Source organism: Methylophilus sp. QUAN, from assembly GCF_015354445.1.
In the GTDB taxonomy this organism is placed as follows: domain Bacteria; phylum Pseudomonadota; class Gammaproteobacteria; order Burkholderiales; family Methylophilaceae; genus Methylophilus.
On the sequence record NZ_JADKYT010000002.1, the window covers coordinates 307,044 to 324,212 of the forward strand.

A 17,169-nucleotide genomic window follows, 5' to 3' on the forward strand; every position below is an offset into this window, starting at 1 on the left:
GACTTCTGAGATGGTTATTTTTGGCGTGAAATTGTTTAAAAGCCAGGGTTTTTAACCTGACTTTTGAATACGTTTCATCATAAGTCGAATTGCCTAATTTACCAAGTCTCTTTTGGAATATTTCTGAGGTTTTATCAGGGTTTGTAGGACGCATCCCGGGGGTATTTGTGAGAGAATGCAAGCTATTTTTTAAGGAATTCCGTTTCAGGGGATCATGTTGCAGCGTTTGTTATCTCGAATTTCACCAGTTGTCTGGCTAGCCCTGTTCCTGATAGGGTCGATTTTCTATCTCTGGCGCTTGCAACAGCCGCAAGCGCTGGTAGAAGTGGCCGCAGAGGCGCTGCCCTTGCAATGCGTTTCTTATGCGCCGTATTACAAACCTGGCATGAACCCGACGATTAAAGATAGTTTTGTCGATCCGCTGCAGATTGAGCAAGACTTACAGGCGCTATCTAAAGTCACGCGCTGCGTGCGCACCTATTCGGTTGGCCAGGGGCTGGATTATGTGCCAAAAGCGGCGCAAAAATTGGGCATGAAGGTCATTCTAGGTGTCTGGATCGGCTGGGTGGATGCGCTCAACCAGTCTGAATTGCAATTGGCAGTGCAACAGGCTAACCAATACCCCGATACCGTGCGTGGCCTGGTGGTCGGTAATGAAGTGTTGCTGCGCGGTGAACAAACCGAGCCGAAAATGCATGAATATCTGCAATGGACCAAAGCGAATACCAAGGCGCCCATTACTTATGCAGATGTCTGGGAGTTTTGGCTCAAGCATCCGACGCTGGAGCAGGATGTCGACTTTGTGACTGTGCATATTTTGCCTTATTGGGAAGACAAGCCGGTGGCGATTGAGCAGGCCGTCGCGCATACGGCATCTGTCATGGGGCATTTGGGCACAGTATTTAAAAAGCCGATTCTGATTGGTGAGACCGGCTGGCCATCACAAGGACGCCAACGCTTCTGGTCCAAGCCGAGTGCGATCAACCAGGCACGTTACATGCGTGAGTTTTTACAAGCGGCGCACGTAAATCATTGGCAATACAACGTGATTGAAGCGGTTGATCAGCCATGGAAGCGTGAGCTGGAAGGCACGGTTGGTGGTTATTGGGGCGTGCTGGATACCGATTTGCAGCCTAAATTTAACTTGCAAGGCCCTGTGGCAGAACGTGCCGATGGCTTTAAACCTTATTTGTTTGCGTTGCTGCTTGCTGTGGCCGCGGTCGCCTGGGGACAATATAAACGCGTCCCTGTAAACCAAATGTTGTTGCTGGCGTTGACTGGCGGTGTAGTCGGCTTGCACGCCTATTTGCAGGTGGGTTATGTGCAGCTGGCTGCGCGCAATAGTGGTGAGTATGCCATGTTGGGTGGCCTGGTATTGCTGGGTTGGACATTAGTGCTGATGCAGTTACGGCAATGGCTGGATTTAGGCACCAAGCCTTGCGCAGAGCAATCACTGCTGCGCTTATTGGCGCTGGCATTTTTGCTGACCAGTGCCGGTCTGGCGATTAATGGGCGTTATCTTGATTTTCCGCTGATCCTGGTTGCTTTGCCATTGGTGACTGTTGCTATTTCAATCATCACCACGCCTTTGCGTGCCGGAGCCCAGTCAGCCTTGCCTGCGGTGGGTATTTGGCTGACAACGGTGATGCTGGTGCTTGCGGCCACGATGGCGATTGCGGTGGCCATGTCAGAGCCTGGCAATGTGATTGCCTGGTGGTGGTGTGCCGCATGTGGCTGGGCGCTGTTTTTGCTGCCTGCCAGAAGCCTGCAACTTAGCCAATAAAAATTTAAATAAATACATCAGACATGATGGAAAGAGTGAGAAGTGATCGTTTCTTGGTTTAAAAAACTGGTACCCGGGTTGGTGTTTGCCATCCTGTTCTCGGCGCTGCATTTCGGCCTTTGGGCGCTGGCTAACCGTGCGTTGCCGCTGATTAGCGTGAAACCTACGGTGAATGGATTTGCCTATTCTGGCTATCGCGCCAATCAAAGCCCGTTGGATGGGCAGCATCCAAATACGGCCGAGCTGGCACAAGACTTGGATCTGATGCATAAGCACACACGTCATATCCGCATGTATTCATCGCTTGACTTGAATGAAGTCGTGCCGCTGGCGGCCAGACGCAATATGAACGTGATTGCGGGGGCCTGGATTGATACCGACAACCAGAAAAATACCCGCGAGATCTCTGCGTTGCTGGAAAAACTGGAAAACTACAGCAATATTGACCGCGTGATTGTCGGTAACGAATCTTTATTGCGTAACGATTTGCCAGTACAGTCCCTGATCGGCTACCTGGATTTTGTCCGTGAGCACAGCAATGTGCCGGTATCAACCGCAGAGCCTTGGCATGTCTGGCTCAAGCACCCGGAACTCGTCAAGCATGTAGATTATATCGCCGTGCATTTGCTGCCATACCACGAAGGTGTGCCGGTGGAAAAAGCCGTGCAATACACGATTGAGCGTTACAACCAGCTCATGCAAGCCTATCCACGCAAAAAGATCGTGATTACCGAGGTGGGCTGGCCTAGCCGCGGACCGGCGATTGGTGCTTCTGTCGCCAGTGAAGTCAACCAGGCGCGCTTTATTCGCGAGTTTTTAGCGCGTAACTCGATTGAAGACCTCGACTTTTACCTGATGGAAGCCTTTGACCAGCCTTGGAAAGTCGCGCTGGAAGGTTGGGCGGGGGCGTATTGGGGCATGTATAACGCCGACCGTCACCAGAAATATTCGCTGCAAGATGCGGTGCCACCGAGTACGCGCTGGATTGCGAAAGCGACCTGGTCTAGCTTGCTGGCCTTTATTCCACTGATGTTAATTGCATGGCGCTTTAAACACTGGGGCATAGGCGGTGTCTTGTCGATGGCCGTGCTGTTCCAGGCCTGTATTACCACACTCACCATTGCCTGGAACCTGCCTGGCGATTACTACTACACCCTGCGTGATTTTGTGGTGCTCATCGGCCTGATCCTGGGTATTGCATTGACCTCTATGGTGCTGATGATTTATGCCGCCGAGTTTAGCGAGGTGATGTTTAAACCTGCCTGGCGCCGGCTGTTCAAGCGTGCAACCCCATTGCCAGCCGACCAGGAGTTGTTTGTCTCTATTCATCTGGCGTGCTACAACGAGCCACCGGAAATGGTGATTGCCACGATTGATAGTTTGCGCAATCTTAACTACACGCATTACGAAGTGATTGTGGTGGACAACAACACCAAAGATGAAGCTAAGTGGAAACCACTGGAAACTTATATGGCGACCATGCCGGATAATTTCCATTTCTACCATTTGCCTTCCTGGCCAGGCTTTAAAGCCGGTGCATTGAATTTTGCGCTGGAGAAAACACATCCTGATGCGCAGGTGGTGGGCGTGGTGGATGCCGATTACGTGGTGACACCGGACTGGCTGTCTGACCTGGTGCCACACTTCCAGGAATCTCAAGTAGCGGTGGTACAAGCGCCACAAGCGCACCGTGAGTGGGAAAATCATTTCTTCCATCGCATGTGTAACTGGGAGTTTGAAGGCTTTTTCCGTATTGGCATGCATCACAGGCATGAGCGCAATGCGTTGATTCAACACGGTACCATGACCTTGATTCGTGCAGCGTCTTTGAAAGGCTTTGGTGGTTGGTCGGAATGGTGTATTTGTGAGGATACCGAGCTCGGTTTACGTCTGCTTGAAAACAAAATGGAGCTACGGTACATCGATGAGACTTTTGGTCGTGGCCTGACACCCGCCAACTTCAAAGCACTCAAGTCGCAGCGTAACCGTTGGGCGTTTGGGGCCATGCAAATCCTCAAGCACCATATGCCCAAGCTCATAGGCAAATCAACATTGGACTTTAGCCAGCGCTATCACTTCCTCACTGGCTGGTTTGGCTGGTTCGGAGAAGCGTTGCAACTGTTGTTCACCATCGGTTCTATCGGCTGGACCATTGCCATGCTGGCGTTCCCTAAATACTTCAGTTTGCCAGTGGTGGTGATGATTGTGCCTATTCTGTGCTTCCTGGCGATCAAGGCGATCCTGGGGCCGGTGCTGTACCGCAAAACCATGCATTGCAGCTGGATGGATATTTTTGGCGCGTCGCTGGCCAGTTTGGGCTTGTCGCATGCAATTGCCAGAGGCATCATCAGTGGCTTGACGCACAAGGCTGGCGTGTTTGTGGTAACGAATAAAACGAAAGCTAAACTCAGCAGTTGGCAGCTGATTGCACCGATTAAAGAAGAGCTGACGATTCTGATTTCCTTGCTGCTTTGTGCCGCCGCCATGCTGTATGCGCGCGGTTTCAGCAACCTGGATGCACAATTATGGGTGTCCATGCTGGCCTTGCAATCGCTACCGTACTGGAGTGCGCTGGCATGTCAATGGATATCAGAACGCAAGTAGAAGCAGAAGGGGAGCCATCTCCTTCTATTATTGAAAAGCCCCTGCTTTACAAGGGACGGGCGGCGCACAGCAACCAGGTGAGCCGCTTTGATCCACACACGCGGCAAGCCATTGATGATGGCTGGGGTAGCCTGGATGAAGACGCCCCGGCCTTGCGTACCGAAGTCATGCTGGATGCGGCGAAAACCGTCATCAATTATATCCAGTCTCCCGACCTGCCTTTTGACCGTACCCTCAACCATTACCGCGGCTGCGAGCATGGCTGTATCTACTGCTATGCACGTCCTACGCATGCTTATTTAGGCTTGTCGCCTGGGCTCGACTTTGAGTCTCGTTTGTTGATGAAAGCCGATGCAGCTGAGTTACTCAAGAAAGAGCTGGCACATGCCAGGTATCAATGTGGGCCGATTGCATTAGGGATGAATACCGATAGCTACCAGCCCATAGAGCGAGAATACCAGTTAACGCGAAAAGTCATTCAGGTATTGGCTGAAGCGAATCATCCATTTAGCCTGGTGACCAAATCGTCGCTGGTCGAGCGGGATATCGATTTGATCGCGCCTATGGCTGCCAAAGGCTTGGCCAGTATTTACCTGAGTATCACCACACTGGATAGGCAAATTGCGCGCCGCTTAGAGCCGCGTGCGGCCGCACCAGAACGCCGCTTTGAAACGTTGCGCCGTTTGAGCGAGGCGGGAATCCCGACCGGTGTCATGGTAGCCCCTGTAATTCCGGCATTAACTGATTGCGATATGGAGCAGATTCTGCGACAAGCGCATGAGGCTGGTGCCAGAAAAGCCGGTTATGTATTTTTACGCCTACCGCATGAGTTAAGTGATTTGTTTGAGCAATGGCTGCAACAGTATTTTCCGCTTAAAGCCAGCCACGTCATGAGTATTGTGAAACAAAGCCGCGGCGGCAAAACCTATCAAAGCGGCTTTGGTCAGCGTATGCGTGGCGAAGGCGTATTTGCCGATCTGCTTGCGCATCGTTTCAAACTCAGTTGTCAGAAGCTGGGCATGTCAGGCGAACGGCTGGGTTTTCGCACCGATTTATTCAAGGTGCCGGATGCCTGGCGGCAGTCATCGAAGAGTCCACAACTCACATTGTTTTAATCATCATGCCTGATTTGTTATTTGTTTATGGCACCTTGCGTCAGGGGAATAAAAACGCGATGGCGGCTTACCTTGCTGCGCATGCCGAATTTGTCACTGGTGGCTGGTTCCAAGGACAAATGTATCAGATCAGCTATTATCCTGGCGTGATTGCCTCTGATCAGGCTGATGACCGTGTTTTTGGTGAAGTCTACCGTCTCAAGGATGCGCAAGCCGTACTGGCCGTGCTGGATGATTACGAGGAGTGCGGTACTCAGCATGCGCAACCTGCCGAATATCAACGGGTTAAAACACACATTCTTGCCATGGATGGGAGTGTATTAGAACCGGTGTGGATTTACTTGTATCAATGGCCGTTGGTGGATAAGGCAAGAATAGCCACAGGAGATTTTATGCAGCAGGCACTGATGACCTAAAACAGTTAGATGATCTAAAACACCCAGATTACCTAAACACAAAGGGCGCTTCAAGCGCCCTTTGTTTTGCATCGCCCAGATGATTAGAGCAACAACCTTCTGACATCACTCAGCATCACACCCAGGTGGCTGGTGAATCTTGCGCCATCTGCACCATCGATCACGCGGTGATCGTATGACAGTGACAATGGCATGATCAGGCGTGGGTCGAAGCCGCCGGTGTCTTTGTTGTAGACTGGCTGCATGGCTGCGCGGGATACACCTAAAATTGCCACTTCAGGGCAATTAATAATCGGCGTGAACATGGTACCACCGATGCCGCCCAGGCTGGAAATGGTAAAGCAGCCGCCTTGCATTTCTTCCACCTTCAGTTTGCGTTCACGGGCCTTGGCTGACAGGTCTGCCAGGTCGCGCGCAATGTCCATCACGTCTTTCTGGTTCACATCACGTACCACAGGTACTACCAGGCCGTCCGGCGTATCGCAGGCGAAGCCAATGTTGTAATACTGCTTGAGGATCAGGCTATCGCCTTCCGGGGACAGTGACGCGTTGAAGTTAGGGTAGGTGCGCAGCGCATTGACCACGGCTTTCATCAGGAAAGCCAGCAGCGTCAGTTTTACGCCACGTTTTTCTGCTTCGGCCAGCATGGACTTACGGAAGTCTTCCAGGTCCGTAATATCGGCTTCATCGAACTGCGTCACATGCGGGGCAGTGACCCAGTTACGGTGCAGGTTGGCCCCAGACAGTTTCTTGATGCGTGACAGTGGCTTGGTTTCGATCGTGCCAAACTGGCTGAAATCGATCACTGGCATCGGCAAGGTGCTTAAGCCGCCGCCCATATTTTCTGAACGCGGCTTGGACAACTCACCTTTGACGTAAGCTTGTACATCGCTTTGTACAATACGGTTTTTGGGACCTGTGGGTTTCACTAGTGACAGGTTGACGCCCAATTCACGCGCAAACTTGCGTACAGATGGGCTGGCGTGCGCCAGTTTACCGCTGCTACCTACGCTGCTAGCCGCTACCGGATTCGGCGTGGCTTGTGGCTGAATCACTTGCGGGACTTCAGCCACAGGGCGGGTAGGCTCAGGAATCGCCACTTTGGCTTCGTCTACAGTGACTGTCGCGACCACTGGGGTGGCTGTCGGTTGTGCGGCTACTTTTTCTGCTGGCGCGGCTTCACCTGCGGTATCCAGCGTCAGGATCAGTGCACCTTGCTTGGTTTTATCACCCACTTTAATGTGGATTTCCTTGACTACGCCTGCCAGTGAGGAAGGGATGTCCATGGAGGCTTTGTCAGACTCCACGGTAATCAGTGAGTCTTCCTTGGCGACGGTGTCGCCTACGCTGACCAAGACTTCAATGACGTCGACGCTGTCAAAGTTGCCGATATCCGGCACCAGTACTTCTTTGATAGACATATTCTATACTTTCCTTATGTCGTGACCTTAGATCGTGGCCGGGTTGGCACGAGTAATGTCGATATTATATTTTTTGATCGCTTCGGTCGCTTTGCTTGCTGGCAGCTTGCCGTCATCCGCCAGTGCTTTCAAGGCAGCCAGTACCACGTAGTAGCGATCAACTTCAAAGAAGCTACGCAAGGCTTCGCGTGAGTCTGAGCGGCCATAACCATCGGTGCCCAGGGCGACAAAGCGGTTAGGCACATAGTTGTGGATCTGGTCAGCAAACGAACGCATGTAGTCAGTGGAGGCAATGACCGGACCTTCTGCTTTTGCCAGCGCTTGAGCGACATAGCTCAGTTTTGGTTTGGCTTCCGGGTTCAGCAGGTTATGACGCTCGGCATCAATCCCGTCGCGGCGCAGCTCGGTAAAGCTGGTCACGCTCCATACGTCGGCAGACACTCCCCAGTCTTTTTCCAGCAACTCGGCGGCGGCAATCACTTCACGCAGAATCACGCCTGAACCCATCAGTTGTACCTTAGGACCTTTAGCTTTGGACTTGCTGAAGCTGTACATACCTTTGAGGATACCCTCGGCACTGCCTTCCGGCATGGCTGGGTGAGTGTAGTTTTCGTTCATCAGGGTGATGTAGTAATACACATCTTCCTGGTTTTGCACCATGCGGCGCATGCCTTCCTGAATGATCACAGCCAGCTCGTAAGCAAACGTTGGGTCATAAGACACGCAGTTTGGAATCGTCGCAGACATCAGGTGGCTATGGCCATCTTCGTGCTGCAAACCTTCACCGTTCAAAGTGGTACGGCCTGCGGTGGCACCCAACAGGAAGCCACGTGCACGGCTATCGCCAGCAGCCCAGGCAAAGTCGCCAATGCGCTGGAAGCCGAACATGGAGTAGTAAATGTAGAACGGAATCATCTGCGTGCCGGTGACGCTGTAAGACGTCGCCGCTGCCAGCCAGCTAGCGAATGAGCCTGCTTCGTTAATACCTTCTTCGAGAATCTGGCCGCTTTGTGATTCTTTATAGAACATCACCTGGTCAGAGTCTTGTGGCTCATACAGTTGGCCGACAGAAGAGTAAATACCCAATTGACGGAACATGCCTTCCATACCGAAGGTACGCGCTTCATCCGGCACGATAGGCACCACATATTTACCGACTTGCTTGTCACGTACCAGCGTAGACAGGATACGTACGAACGCCATGGTGGTAGAGATTTCACGCTCACCGGTGGCGCCCAGCATGTTTTCAAATGCAGACAGTTCAGGCACGGTCAGCTCGTTACCTTTACGGCGGCGGCTAGGCACAAAACCACCCAGCGCAGCCCGGCGTTCCATCATGTACTTGATTTCCGGGCTGTCTTCAGCCGGACGGTAGTAAGACAGGTTTTCTACTTGTTCGTCAGTTAATGGCAGGTCAAAACGGTCACGGAAAGCCTTCAGTGACGCGATATCCATGCTCTTTTGCTGGTGGGTGGTGTTCTGACCTTCGCCAGCTTCGCCCATGCCATAGCCTTTAACTGTTTTGGCCAAAATGACGGTCGGCTGGCCTTTATGGTTCACTGCAGACTGGTAAGCCGCAAATACTTTGTGCGGATCGTGACCACCACGGTTCAGGCGCCAGATATCCGCATCGGACATCGCCGCCACCATTTCACGCAGCTCAGGATATTTGCCAAAGAAGTGCTCACGTGTGTAGGCGCCACCTTTTTGCTTGAAGTTCTGGTATTCGCCATCCACGCATTCTTCCATGCGCTTGCGCAGGATGCCGTCTTTGTCCATGGCCAGCAGCGGGTCCCAGTAGGAGCCCCAGATGACCTTGATCGCGTTCCAGCCCGCACCGCGGAAGTTGGATTCGAGTTCCTGGATAATTTTGCCGTTGCCACGTACTGGGCCATCCAGACGCTGCAAGTTACAGTTGATGACGAAAATCAGGTTGTCCAGGCCTTCACGTGCAGCCAGTGAGATTGCGCCTTGTGATTCTGGCTCGTCCATCTCGCCGTCACCGCAGAATACCCATACCTTGCGGTCAGCTGTATCGGCGATACCACGGTTATGCAGGTACTTGAGGAAGCGTGCCTGGTAGATACCCGCCAATGGGCCCAGGCCCATGGACACGGTTGGGAACTGCCAGAAATCTGGCATCAGCCAAGGGTGTGGGTAGCTGGATAAGCCATTGCCGCCGGTTTCCTGGCGGAAGTTGTCCATTTGCTCTTCAGAGATACGGCCTTCGAGGAAAGCACGTGCGTACACGCCTGGGGAGGAGTGACCCTGGAAGTAAATACAGTCGCCGCCAAAGCTTTCGTTGGCCGCGCGGAAAAAATGGTTAAAACCAACGTCGTACAACGTTGCCGCTGACTGGAAGCTGGCAATGTGGCCGCCAATGCCTGGCGATTTTTCGTTGGCGCGCAATACGGTCATAATCGCGTTCCAGCGAATCAGTGCACGTACACGGCGTTCCATCTCCGGGTCACCTTGCAGTTTGCCCTGCAAGTGGGTAGGGATGGTGTTAACGTAAGAGGTGGTTGCCTTGTAAGGCAAATGGCCACCGGAACGGCGAGCCTGATCAATCATTGCTTCCAGCAGGAAGTGGGCGCGCTCTGGCCCTTCATTCTCAATGACGGCACTGAGGGCTTCTAGCCATTCTTGCGTTTCCTGTGCGTCTGTTTCATTGAGGTGTGCTTGCGAATGCGTTGCCATGCGTGAGGATTCTCCGAGTTTTAAGTCGCTATGCGTATAATCTAGCACTTAGCATCAAGCACTGGGCCTTGCCTAGCGCTGAGAAAGTATTGATTACCAAGAAGGGATTCCGAAATTGGATACTGCTTTTATGGTATCACGTTGCTGAATATTATGGATGAGTCCCAGCAACCTAGCTATCAACTGTAAGTGTCTCTTTTTTGGCGCTTTTGGTCAAGTTTTGCATGTGTTGGACTTGCTTGATTACAGGCTTGTCCATAGACATTTGCTACGTTTATTTAATGTTTTATATAAGAGTGTTTTATAACAATATGCGCATAGAGTGGTCCCAAACTTCCGAAGTGAATTCAAGCTTGTTGTCAGGCTACGCCAGGCATATTCTGGTCGTGTTTGAAGAAAAATTACTGTCCTCTGTGCCATTTGCTGATGGCCTGGCAAGCCGGTTGCAACGTGCCGGCATGACCGTGGTAGATTTAAAAGACAAGCCACTGACACTGGAATTGGCAGACGGTGCATTGGTTAGCCTGTGCCAGTTAGACGCAACGGCACCTACATTTACCATGGCCACGGCACTGCGTGCGGCAGTCAAACCACTCTTGGCCGAGCATCCGGAACGGATCGCACTGGCAGTGATTGCCAAGAAACAGATATCCCTGTTTGCCAGCTTGGCTGCCTATGTCACGCTGGTGAATGCGCAGGCGCTGCCAGTGTTAAAACAAAAAACATCCAGCCAAAAGTTGCGTGACATCGGTGTGTTTGGTGTTGCAGATATCGACTGGAAAGAAGAAGTGACTGCGCTGGTCGCTGGGAACACGGTATGCCGCGCATTGACCATGACGCCGCCCAATATGTTGACGCCCGCGCTTTACCGGCAATGTTTGCAAACCATGGCCAGTGAAAAAGGCTGGCAATATGCTGAATGGGACACCGATGCGCTCAGGCAATTAGGTGCGGGTGCCTTTGTGGCTGTTGCGCAAGGCTCTGAGCCACAAGACGCCGCCATCGTTAAATTGTCTTACCGACATCCACAAGCCGGAAAAACACTGGCGTTGGTGGGCAAAGGCATTTGTTTTGATACCGGCGGCCACAATTTAAAGTCAGCCAAATATATGCAGGGCATGCACCAGGATATGAACGGCAGCGCGGTGGCGGTGGGGGTGTTACAGGCCATCAGTGCGCAGCAATTGCCAATCAATGTCGATTGCTGGCTGGCCCTGGCGCAAAACCATATTGGCCCCAATGCTTATAAACAGAATGATGTCATCACTGCCCTGAATGGCATGACGATTGAAATCGTGCACACCGATGCCGAAGGTCGGATGGTGCTGGCGGATACCTTAACGCTGGCGAGCCGCGGCAAACCCGATGTGATGATTGATTATGCAACGCTGACAGGTAGCATGCAAACCGCGTTGGGCTCACGTATGAGCGGGATCGTCGCGAATCAGCCTGGGTTGGCGCAGCAAATGGTGGAGGCGGGCGCAGCCAGTGGTGAGCGCGTGGTGGCTTTCCCTTATGCTGAGGATTACGACAGCGAACTGGATAGTGACATTGCTGATATCAAGCAGTGCACCATGGATAGCGATGCCGACCATATGCTGGCGGCGCGCTTTTTAGGCAAATTTATTGAGAGCGACGTGGATTGGTGCCATATTGATCTGTCGTCTTACAGCCATAAAGATGGCCTGGGCGCCGTGGCCAGCGAGGTGAACGGATTTGGCGTCGCGCTTACCTTGCAATGGCTACAGGCTTTTATGGCAGGCAAAGGGCGTTAACCGCAGGCACCGCAGCGCGCCAGCCACTCACGGCCCTTAAGCATCAGGTGCCAGTAAAGCGGTGGTAACACATATTTCTTGAGCAACCAGGCGCTACGGCGTGGTTTGGTAGAGTCCCACGGCAAAGTTGGTACGATTTTTCCGCCATAGCCAAATTCGGCCAGGATGATTTTGCCTTTTTCTACCGTCAGAGGGCAAGAGCCGTAGCCATCATAACGTGAAGGCAGGGCTTGCCCGGCACGCGCTGCCAGCAGGTTCTCGGCAGCGATGACAACCTGTTTTCGCGCCGCAGCGGCTGTTTTAGCATTCGGCGTGTTGGTGCAATCGCCAACGCCGAAAATGTCCGGATAGCGCACATGTTGCAGGCTGTGCTGGTCAACCTCTACCCAGCCATCGGCATTGGCCAGAGGGCTTTGCTTGATGAAGTCCGGCGCAATCTGTGGTGGCACCACATGCAGCAAATCAAACGTCTCACTGACTCGGCTGATATTGCCTTCGGCATCCTTGATATTAAACCAGGCTGTTTTGCCCGGGCCATCGACCTCGACCAGCGTGCTGTTCAAATGCAAGTCCACCTGGTAGCGACGGATATACTGCATTAAAGGCTCTATATATTCTTTCACGCCAAACAGGGTCGGTGTCGCACTGTAGAACGAGGCTTTAATGTTGCCTAAACGACCTTTACCCAGCCATTCTGCACAGGATAAATACAGGGCTTTTTGTGGGGCGCCAGCACATTTAATCGGCATTGGTGGTTGGGTAAACAGGGCTTTGCCTGACTGCAATTGTTGCACCAGTTGCCAGGTGTAGGGCGCCAGGTCAAAGCGGTAATTAGAGGTCACGCCGTGTTTGCCCAGTGTCTCTGGCAAGCCCTTGATGCCTGCCCAGTTGAGCGTCAAGCCAGCCGCAACCACTAATTGCGCATATTGAATCGTGCCCAGTTTGTCGGTAATGACCTGTTTTTGTTCTGGTTCGAACTTGGTCGCTGCGGCTTGCAACCAGGTGATGCCCGAGGGAATGCAGCCAGCCATGGCGCGCACTGTTTTTTGAGCATCAAACTCACCGGCACCGACCAGTGTCCAGGCAGGCTGGTAAAAATGCTGGTCAGACGGTTCTATGATGGCAATGTTGAGTGCTGGGGCGCGTTTTTTCAGGCTGGCAGCGATGGCGCAGCCAGCGGCACCGCCGCCTACAATGACAATGTCGAATTTGGATGTGCTCATGGTATTGATTGATCTTGCTTTCTGCGTTGTTGTTATTTAATCGTTAAACCAGCTTTTGACTTTATTGATCAAGCCATCTTGTGTCGCGGGCTGGCTGCAACAGGCGGGTTTGCTTGCTGCTGGTGCCTGTGATGCCAGTTGATAGACTTGATTAGCCCGGTTGCCCGTGCGGCAAAAGCCCACTACTGGGCCGGGATGTGCGCTCAATAATGTCTGTAACTGTTGCGCATGTGCGGGTTGAATCTGATTAGGCACCACTGGGATATGTGCATAGGCGATGCCCAGGCTCGCTGCTTTTGCCGCGAGGGTGGCGCTGGTGGGTTGCGATTCACCACCTTCGCCATCTGGCCTGAAATTCACCACCAGTGTGATGCCTTGTGCGGCCAGTGTGTCTAAATCAGATTCGGTTAACTGGTCGCTGACACTGTAGCGTTGATCTATTGATTTAATATCCATATGTTTTAATGTCCTGCGTTTTCAAATCTATGTTTAAAGTGCCTATGCGCTTTTGAGTTGCGCGGTGTCTGTCTTTTGGGAAAACGCCTGCTTTTGGCAAAATTCGCGATGTAGCACCTGAATCACCGCCAGGGCGGCTGGACTGCCTATGCTGTAAAACACATTTTTGCCTTCGCGCCGCGTGCTCACCAGTTGCGCTTCGCGTAACACCGTTAATTGTTGCGACAGGCTGGGTTGCCTTAAATTCAGCCTGGTTTCCAGCTCGCTGACCGATTTCTCGCCCTGTGATAATTGACATAGCAGCATCAACCGATCAGTGTTCGCCATTGCTTTCATCAACTGGCTGGCCTGATCGGCCGAAGCTCTTAACTGGTCAAAAAGATCCACCGCAATATCCGACGTTTGCATAATACCCCTAGAATCATCATTTATTTTTATACTTCATTTATACGTTGAAATTCCATCATAAACCTGTTGTCACAGATTGTGTACGCTTTAACACTTGAGTGATTGACCGTGAGCATGATTTGAAATCAATCTATGGTAAAGTTTGTCGCACAAATTAAAAGTGAGGCGCCGCTGCGACGGTCTTCACAATCACAATAAAAACACTGGGGATTATCGGGATGATGCAATCACTTTCATGGATCAGCTTGTTTCCAGAACTGGAAGCGCTGGAAGACACGGCTAAAAAACTGCTCACGCAATATGCGCGTATTGTGGAGGCGCCTATTGGCACCATCGGTTATCGCGAAGGCGACCACTGTGGCGGCTATGTATTACGGCTTAAAGGCCGCTCTCGTGTCTATAAGATGTCGGCCAGTGGTCGCGAAATCGTGTTGTACCGCGTCGGCGCCGGTGAAACCTGTGTCATCACTACGACCTGTTTGCTAGGCAATAGCCAGTATCCGGCTTCGACCATTGTTGAAGAGGAAATCCAGGATGTGATTGTGCCGGACACGACTTTTCATAAGCTGATGATTGACTCGCCGGTGTTCCGGCAATATGTGATGCAAAACTATGGCGCGCTGATCAGTGATTTGATCGTGTTGCTGGATGAGGTTGCTTTTCAAACGCTGGATGCGCGTTTAGCCAAATGGTTGCTCGATATGGGTAATAACACCATTCAACGCACGCACCAGCAAATTGCCGATGAGTTGGGTACCGCGCGTGAGGTCATTAGCCGCCAGTTGAAACGCCTGGAGCAAAAAGGCTGGTTGACCATGGGGCGCGGCGTCATCGAAATCCAGCAGCGCGGCGAATTGCTCAAACTGGCTAATAGCGGCCAGTAGCTTCGTATCTGGCTGGATACAAAATTCTCCAGGCTTTGATACATCCCCGCGTCATCTCTCATGATTGAATGCACGTTAACGAGATAACTGCAGTGAGCAGTGTGCTTCAAGAGAGGAAAACGAGCATGCGTAAATTAATCTTATCCAGCATGGTGATGATGGCAGCGAGCCAGGCAGCGTTTGCCGATGCAGAATATATTGACCGGGCGCGGGTGCTGTCGGTCGCACCGCAAGTGCAGCAAATCAACCAGCCACGCCAGGAATGCCACACCGAATATGTGCGTGAAAGCGTATATGAATCTAATCGATCCAATACTGGCGCAATTGTCGGTGGTGTGGCCGGTGGATTATTGGGCAGCACCATCGGTCGCGGTAACGGCCGTATCGCCGCCGCTGCGGTAGGTGCCGGTGTCGGTGCGATTGTGGGTGACCGTGTCGGTAACCAGAATGCCTATGGTAACGAACGCATTGTCACGCGCCCGATTGAGCAATGTGTGATGGTAGACCAGTGGCAAACGGTGACCACAGGTTATATGGTGAATTACGAATATCAGGGCCGTCAATATTCAACCATGATGGACCGCGACCCAGGCCCGGTGTTGGATGTGGCCGTGTCAGTCAGACCGAATGTGGTGCAGATTCAACCTATGCCAGCGCCTGGCTATCGTCCGGCGGCGATGCGAGGTCGTGGGCCGCACCAGCATCGTCAATATTGGTAATGAGGTGTGATGAATAAGCGCGATGCCAGTGAATGGCATTACGCTTATTATGCTTTAAGCAGCACGATCACTGCGCCGCTGCCGCCATCCGTGGCGCGTGCCTGCGCATAGGCAATCACTTCATCTTTTTGCATCAGCCAGTTACGTAATTTGTGTTTGAGTACCGGCTCCTTATTCCGGGAGCCCAGGCCTTTGCCATGCACGATGCGCACGCAGCGCAAGCCGCGTTTTTTACAGTCGGCAATAAACTCTGAAACATACAAACGGGCTTCGTCGCTGATCAGGCCGTGCAGGTCTATATGCGCTTGTACCACCCAATGGCCACGGCGCAGCTTGCTCAGCACCATAGGGGATTGGCCTTCACGCAAATACAATAATTCTTCGCCGCTTTCGAGTTCGTGGGCTGGAATGTAATGATCGCTGAGTGAGTCGACCAGCGCCTGCTGTTCGTCCCTGATCAATTGACGTGGGATAGGCTTGGGTTTTTTCGGCGCGTGAGAAATGCGGTTGGTTTTCACCGGGCGCGCGCCTTTCACTGCTTCGTGGAACAGTGAAATATCATCCTCATCGTTGTCCGGTAACTCTTGTGACATATGCCAATTTTAAAATAAAAAAGCGCACCGGGGTGCGCTTCTTCATGCCCCGCCTGTGGATTTACTCCAGGCTGGTCAAATAACGCTCGGCATCTAATGCCGCCATACAACCGGTGCCAGCGCTGGTCACTGCCTGGCGGTAGATATGGTCTTGCACGTCACCGGCAGCAAATACACCAGGAATATTGGTGGCGGTAAAATTACCCTGACGGCCGGTTTGCGTCACAATATAACCGCCTTCCATTTCTAGCTGGCCTTCAAAAATCTGTGTATTTGGCTGATGGCCAATCGCAATAAACACACCTTTAAGCGCAATGTCTTTGGTCGTGCCAGCGTTGACATCTTTCAGGCGCATGCCGGTCACACCGGTGTTGTCGCCCAATACTTCATCCAATGTATGGAAGGTTTCCAGGGCGATCTTGCCTTCCTTGACGCGGTCCATCAGTTTGTCGACCAGGATGGCTTCGGCCTTGAATTTATCGCGGCGATGAACCAGCGTGACCTTGCTGGCAATATTGGCCAGATACAGCGCTTCTTCCACAGCCGTATTGCCGCCGCCGATGACGGCAACTTCCTGGTTGCGGTAAAAGAAGCCATCGCACGTTGCACACGCAGACACGCCTTTACCAGCAAAGGCTTCTTCACTTGGCAGGCCTAAATACTTGGCAGATGCACCGGTGGCGATAATTAGCGCATCACAAGTATATTCACCGTTATCACCTACCAACCGGATAGGTTTTTCTTTGAGATGCGTGGTGTGGATATGGTCAAAAATCATCTCGGTATTAAAACGCTCGGCATGCTGTTGAAAGCGCGCCATCAGTTCAGGGCCCATCACGCCATTGGCATCGGCTGGCCAGTTATCCACCTCGGTGGTAGTCATCAGCTGGCCACCTTGGGCCAGGCCGGTAATGAGCACCGGGTTGAGGTTAGCACGGGCAGCATAAACCGCTGCGGTATAACCAGCAGGGCCTGAGCCAAGAATCATTAAACGGGCATGTTTTGTTGCCATGATGAGATTTCCAGTCGGGTGAATTATTTTTATGTAGATGGGGGTGGGCACTCTTTTTTAAAT

Annotated in this window: 14 protein-coding genes; 7 read left to right on the forward strand and 7 right to left on the reverse strand. The window is 52.3% G+C overall.

Annotated elements, in window-relative coordinates; genetic code table 11:
* Positions 1 to 214 precede the first annotated feature (214 nt).
* The 4 genes from INP79_RS10055 to INP79_RS10070 are packed head-to-tail and all read left to right on the forward strand — an operon-like array spanning position 215 to position 5,918.
* The gene (locus INP79_RS10055; protein ID WP_194754153.1) at positions 215 to 1,783 is read left to right on the forward strand and encodes a hypothetical protein; all 1,569 of its coding nucleotides are present in this window, start codon (positions 215 to 217) and stop codon (positions 1,781 to 1,783) included.
* Positions 1,784 to 1,825: 42 nt separating this feature from the next.
* Positions 1,826 to 4,387 carry a glycosyltransferase gene (locus INP79_RS10060; RefSeq protein ID WP_194754154.1) on the forward strand — a complete coding sequence of 854 codons (2,562 nt, stop codon included), beginning with the start codon at positions 1,826 to 1,828 and terminating at the stop codon, positions 4,385 to 4,387.
* A complete protein-coding gene (locus tag INP79_RS10065) occupies positions 4,360 to 5,502 on the forward strand; it encodes a PA0069 family radical SAM protein (protein ID WP_228519855.1) in 1,143 nt (380 codons plus the stop codon). The genes INP79_RS10060 and INP79_RS10065 overlap by 28 nt, the downstream gene beginning before the upstream one ends.
* Before the next feature lie 5 nt (positions 5,503 to 5,507).
* A complete protein-coding gene (locus INP79_RS10070; protein WP_194754155.1) occupies positions 5,508 to 5,918 on the forward strand; it encodes a gamma-glutamylcyclotransferase in 411 nt (136 codons plus the stop codon).
* A gap of 83 nt (positions 5,919 to 6,001) precedes the next feature.
* On the opposite strand, the gene aceF is transcribed toward INP79_RS10070, so the two are convergent.
* Both aceF and aceE read right to left on the reverse strand, forming a co-directional pair.
* The gene (aceF, locus tag INP79_RS10075; protein ID WP_194754156.1) at positions 6,002 to 7,339 is read right to left on the reverse strand and encodes a dihydrolipoyllysine-residue acetyltransferase; all 1,338 of its coding nucleotides are present in this window, start codon (positions 7,337 to 7,339) and stop codon (positions 6,002 to 6,004) included.
* 27 nt (positions 7,340 to 7,366) lie between these two features.
* Complete coding sequence (aceE, locus tag INP79_RS10080) at positions 7,367 to 10,036, reverse strand: pyruvate dehydrogenase (acetyl-transferring), homodimeric type (protein ID WP_194754157.1); 2,670 nt, start codon at positions 10,034 to 10,036, stop codon at positions 7,367 to 7,369.
* A gap of 311 nt (positions 10,037 to 10,347) precedes the next feature.
* Between aceE and INP79_RS10085 the strand changes: the two genes are divergently transcribed.
* Positions 10,348 to 11,811 carry a leucyl aminopeptidase family protein gene (locus INP79_RS10085; protein ID WP_194754548.1) on the forward strand — a complete coding sequence of 488 codons (1,464 nt, stop codon included), beginning with the start codon at positions 10,348 to 10,350 and terminating at the stop codon, positions 11,809 to 11,811.
* Here the strand turns inward: INP79_RS10085 and INP79_RS10090 are convergent.
* Genes INP79_RS10090 through INP79_RS10100 form a run of 3 tightly spaced genes read right to left on the reverse strand, consistent with a single transcriptional unit; the run spans position 11,808 to position 13,898 of the window.
* Positions 11,808 to 13,034 (reverse strand): FAD/NAD(P)-binding oxidoreductase, encoded by a 1,227-nt coding sequence (locus tag INP79_RS10090; RefSeq protein WP_194754158.1) that lies wholly within the window; start codon positions 13,032 to 13,034, stop codon positions 11,808 to 11,810. The genes INP79_RS10085 and INP79_RS10090 overlap by 4 nt on opposite strands.
* A 36-nt stretch (positions 13,035 to 13,070) precedes the next feature.
* A complete protein-coding gene (locus tag INP79_RS10095) occupies positions 13,071 to 13,490 on the reverse strand; it encodes a TIGR01244 family sulfur transferase (protein ID WP_194754159.1) in 420 nt (139 codons plus the stop codon).
* A 42-nt stretch (positions 13,491 to 13,532) separates the two neighbouring features.
* Entirely contained in the window at positions 13,533 to 13,898 is a 366-nt protein-coding gene (locus tag INP79_RS10100; RefSeq protein ID WP_194754160.1) for a helix-turn-helix transcriptional regulator, read from the reverse strand.
* Between the two features lie 218 nt (positions 13,899 to 14,116).
* Between INP79_RS10100 and INP79_RS10105 the strand changes: the two genes are divergently transcribed.
* Both INP79_RS10105 and INP79_RS10110 read left to right on the forward strand, forming a co-directional pair.
* Positions 14,117 to 14,782 carry a Crp/Fnr family transcriptional regulator gene (locus tag INP79_RS10105; protein WP_019882736.1) on the forward strand — a complete coding sequence of 222 codons (666 nt, stop codon included), beginning with the start codon at positions 14,117 to 14,119 and terminating at the stop codon, positions 14,780 to 14,782.
* A gap of 125 nt (positions 14,783 to 14,907) precedes the next feature.
* Positions 14,908 to 15,501 (forward strand): glycine zipper 2TM domain-containing protein, encoded by a 594-nt coding sequence (locus tag INP79_RS10110; protein ID WP_194754161.1) that lies wholly within the window; start codon positions 14,908 to 14,910, stop codon positions 15,499 to 15,501.
* 47 nt (positions 15,502 to 15,548) lie between these two features.
* Here INP79_RS10110 and INP79_RS10115 read toward each other — a convergent pair whose 3' ends face one another.
* Complete coding sequence (locus INP79_RS10115; RefSeq protein WP_194754162.1) at positions 15,549 to 16,094, reverse strand: Smr/MutS family protein; 546 nt, start codon at positions 16,092 to 16,094, stop codon at positions 15,549 to 15,551.
* A 61-nt stretch (positions 16,095 to 16,155) separates the two neighbouring features.
* Positions 16,156 to 17,106, reverse strand: coding sequence for a thioredoxin-disulfide reductase (gene trxB / locus INP79_RS10120; protein ID WP_194754163.1), 951 nt, complete (start codon positions 17,104 to 17,106; stop codon positions 16,156 to 16,158).
* Between the last annotated feature and the right edge of the window lie 63 nt (positions 17,107 to 17,169).

Bases quoted from the DNA above. Each gene is read 5' to 3' on its own strand.
- INP79_RS10055 (WP_194754153.1), top strand. From the start codon at position 215: ATGTTGCAGCGTTTGTTATCTCGAATTTCACCAGTTGTCTGGCTAGCC.
- INP79_RS10065 (WP_228519855.1), top strand. From the start codon at position 4,360: ATGTCAATGGATATCAGAACGCAAGTAGAAGCAGAAGGGGAGCCATCT.
- INP79_RS10070 (WP_194754155.1), top strand. From the start codon at position 5,508: ATGCCTGATTTGTTATTTGTTTATGGCACCTTGCGTCAGGGGAATAAA.
- aceF (WP_194754156.1), bottom strand. From the start codon at position 7,339: ATGTCTATCAAAGAAGTACTGGTGCCGGATATCGGCAACTTTGACAGC.
- aceE (WP_194754157.1), bottom strand. From the start codon at position 10,036: ATGGCAACGCATTCGCAAGCACACCTCAATGAAACAGACGCACAGGAA.
- INP79_RS10085 (WP_194754548.1), top strand. From the start codon at position 10,348: ATGCGCATAGAGTGGTCCCAAACTTCCGAAGTGAATTCAAGCTTGTTG.
- INP79_RS10090 (WP_194754158.1), bottom strand. From the start codon at position 13,034: ATGAGCACATCCAAATTCGACATTGTCATTGTAGGCGGCGGTGCCGCT.
- INP79_RS10095 (WP_194754159.1), bottom strand. From the start codon at position 13,490: ATGGATATTAAATCAATAGATCAACGCTACAGTGTCAGCGACCAGTTA.
- INP79_RS10100 (WP_194754160.1), bottom strand. From the start codon at position 13,898: ATGCAAACGTCGGATATTGCGGTGGATCTTTTTGACCAGTTAAGAGCT.
- INP79_RS10105 (WP_019882736.1), top strand. From the start codon at position 14,117: ATGATGCAATCACTTTCATGGATCAGCTTGTTTCCAGAACTGGAAGCG.
- INP79_RS10110 (WP_194754161.1), top strand. From the start codon at position 14,908: ATGCGTAAATTAATCTTATCCAGCATGGTGATGATGGCAGCGAGCCAG.
- INP79_RS10115 (WP_194754162.1), bottom strand. From the start codon at position 16,094: ATGTCACAAGAGTTACCGGACAACGATGAGGATGATATTTCACTGTTC.
- trxB (WP_194754163.1), bottom strand. From the start codon at position 17,106: ATGGCAACAAAACATGCCCGTTTAATGATTCTTGGCTCAGGCCCTGCT.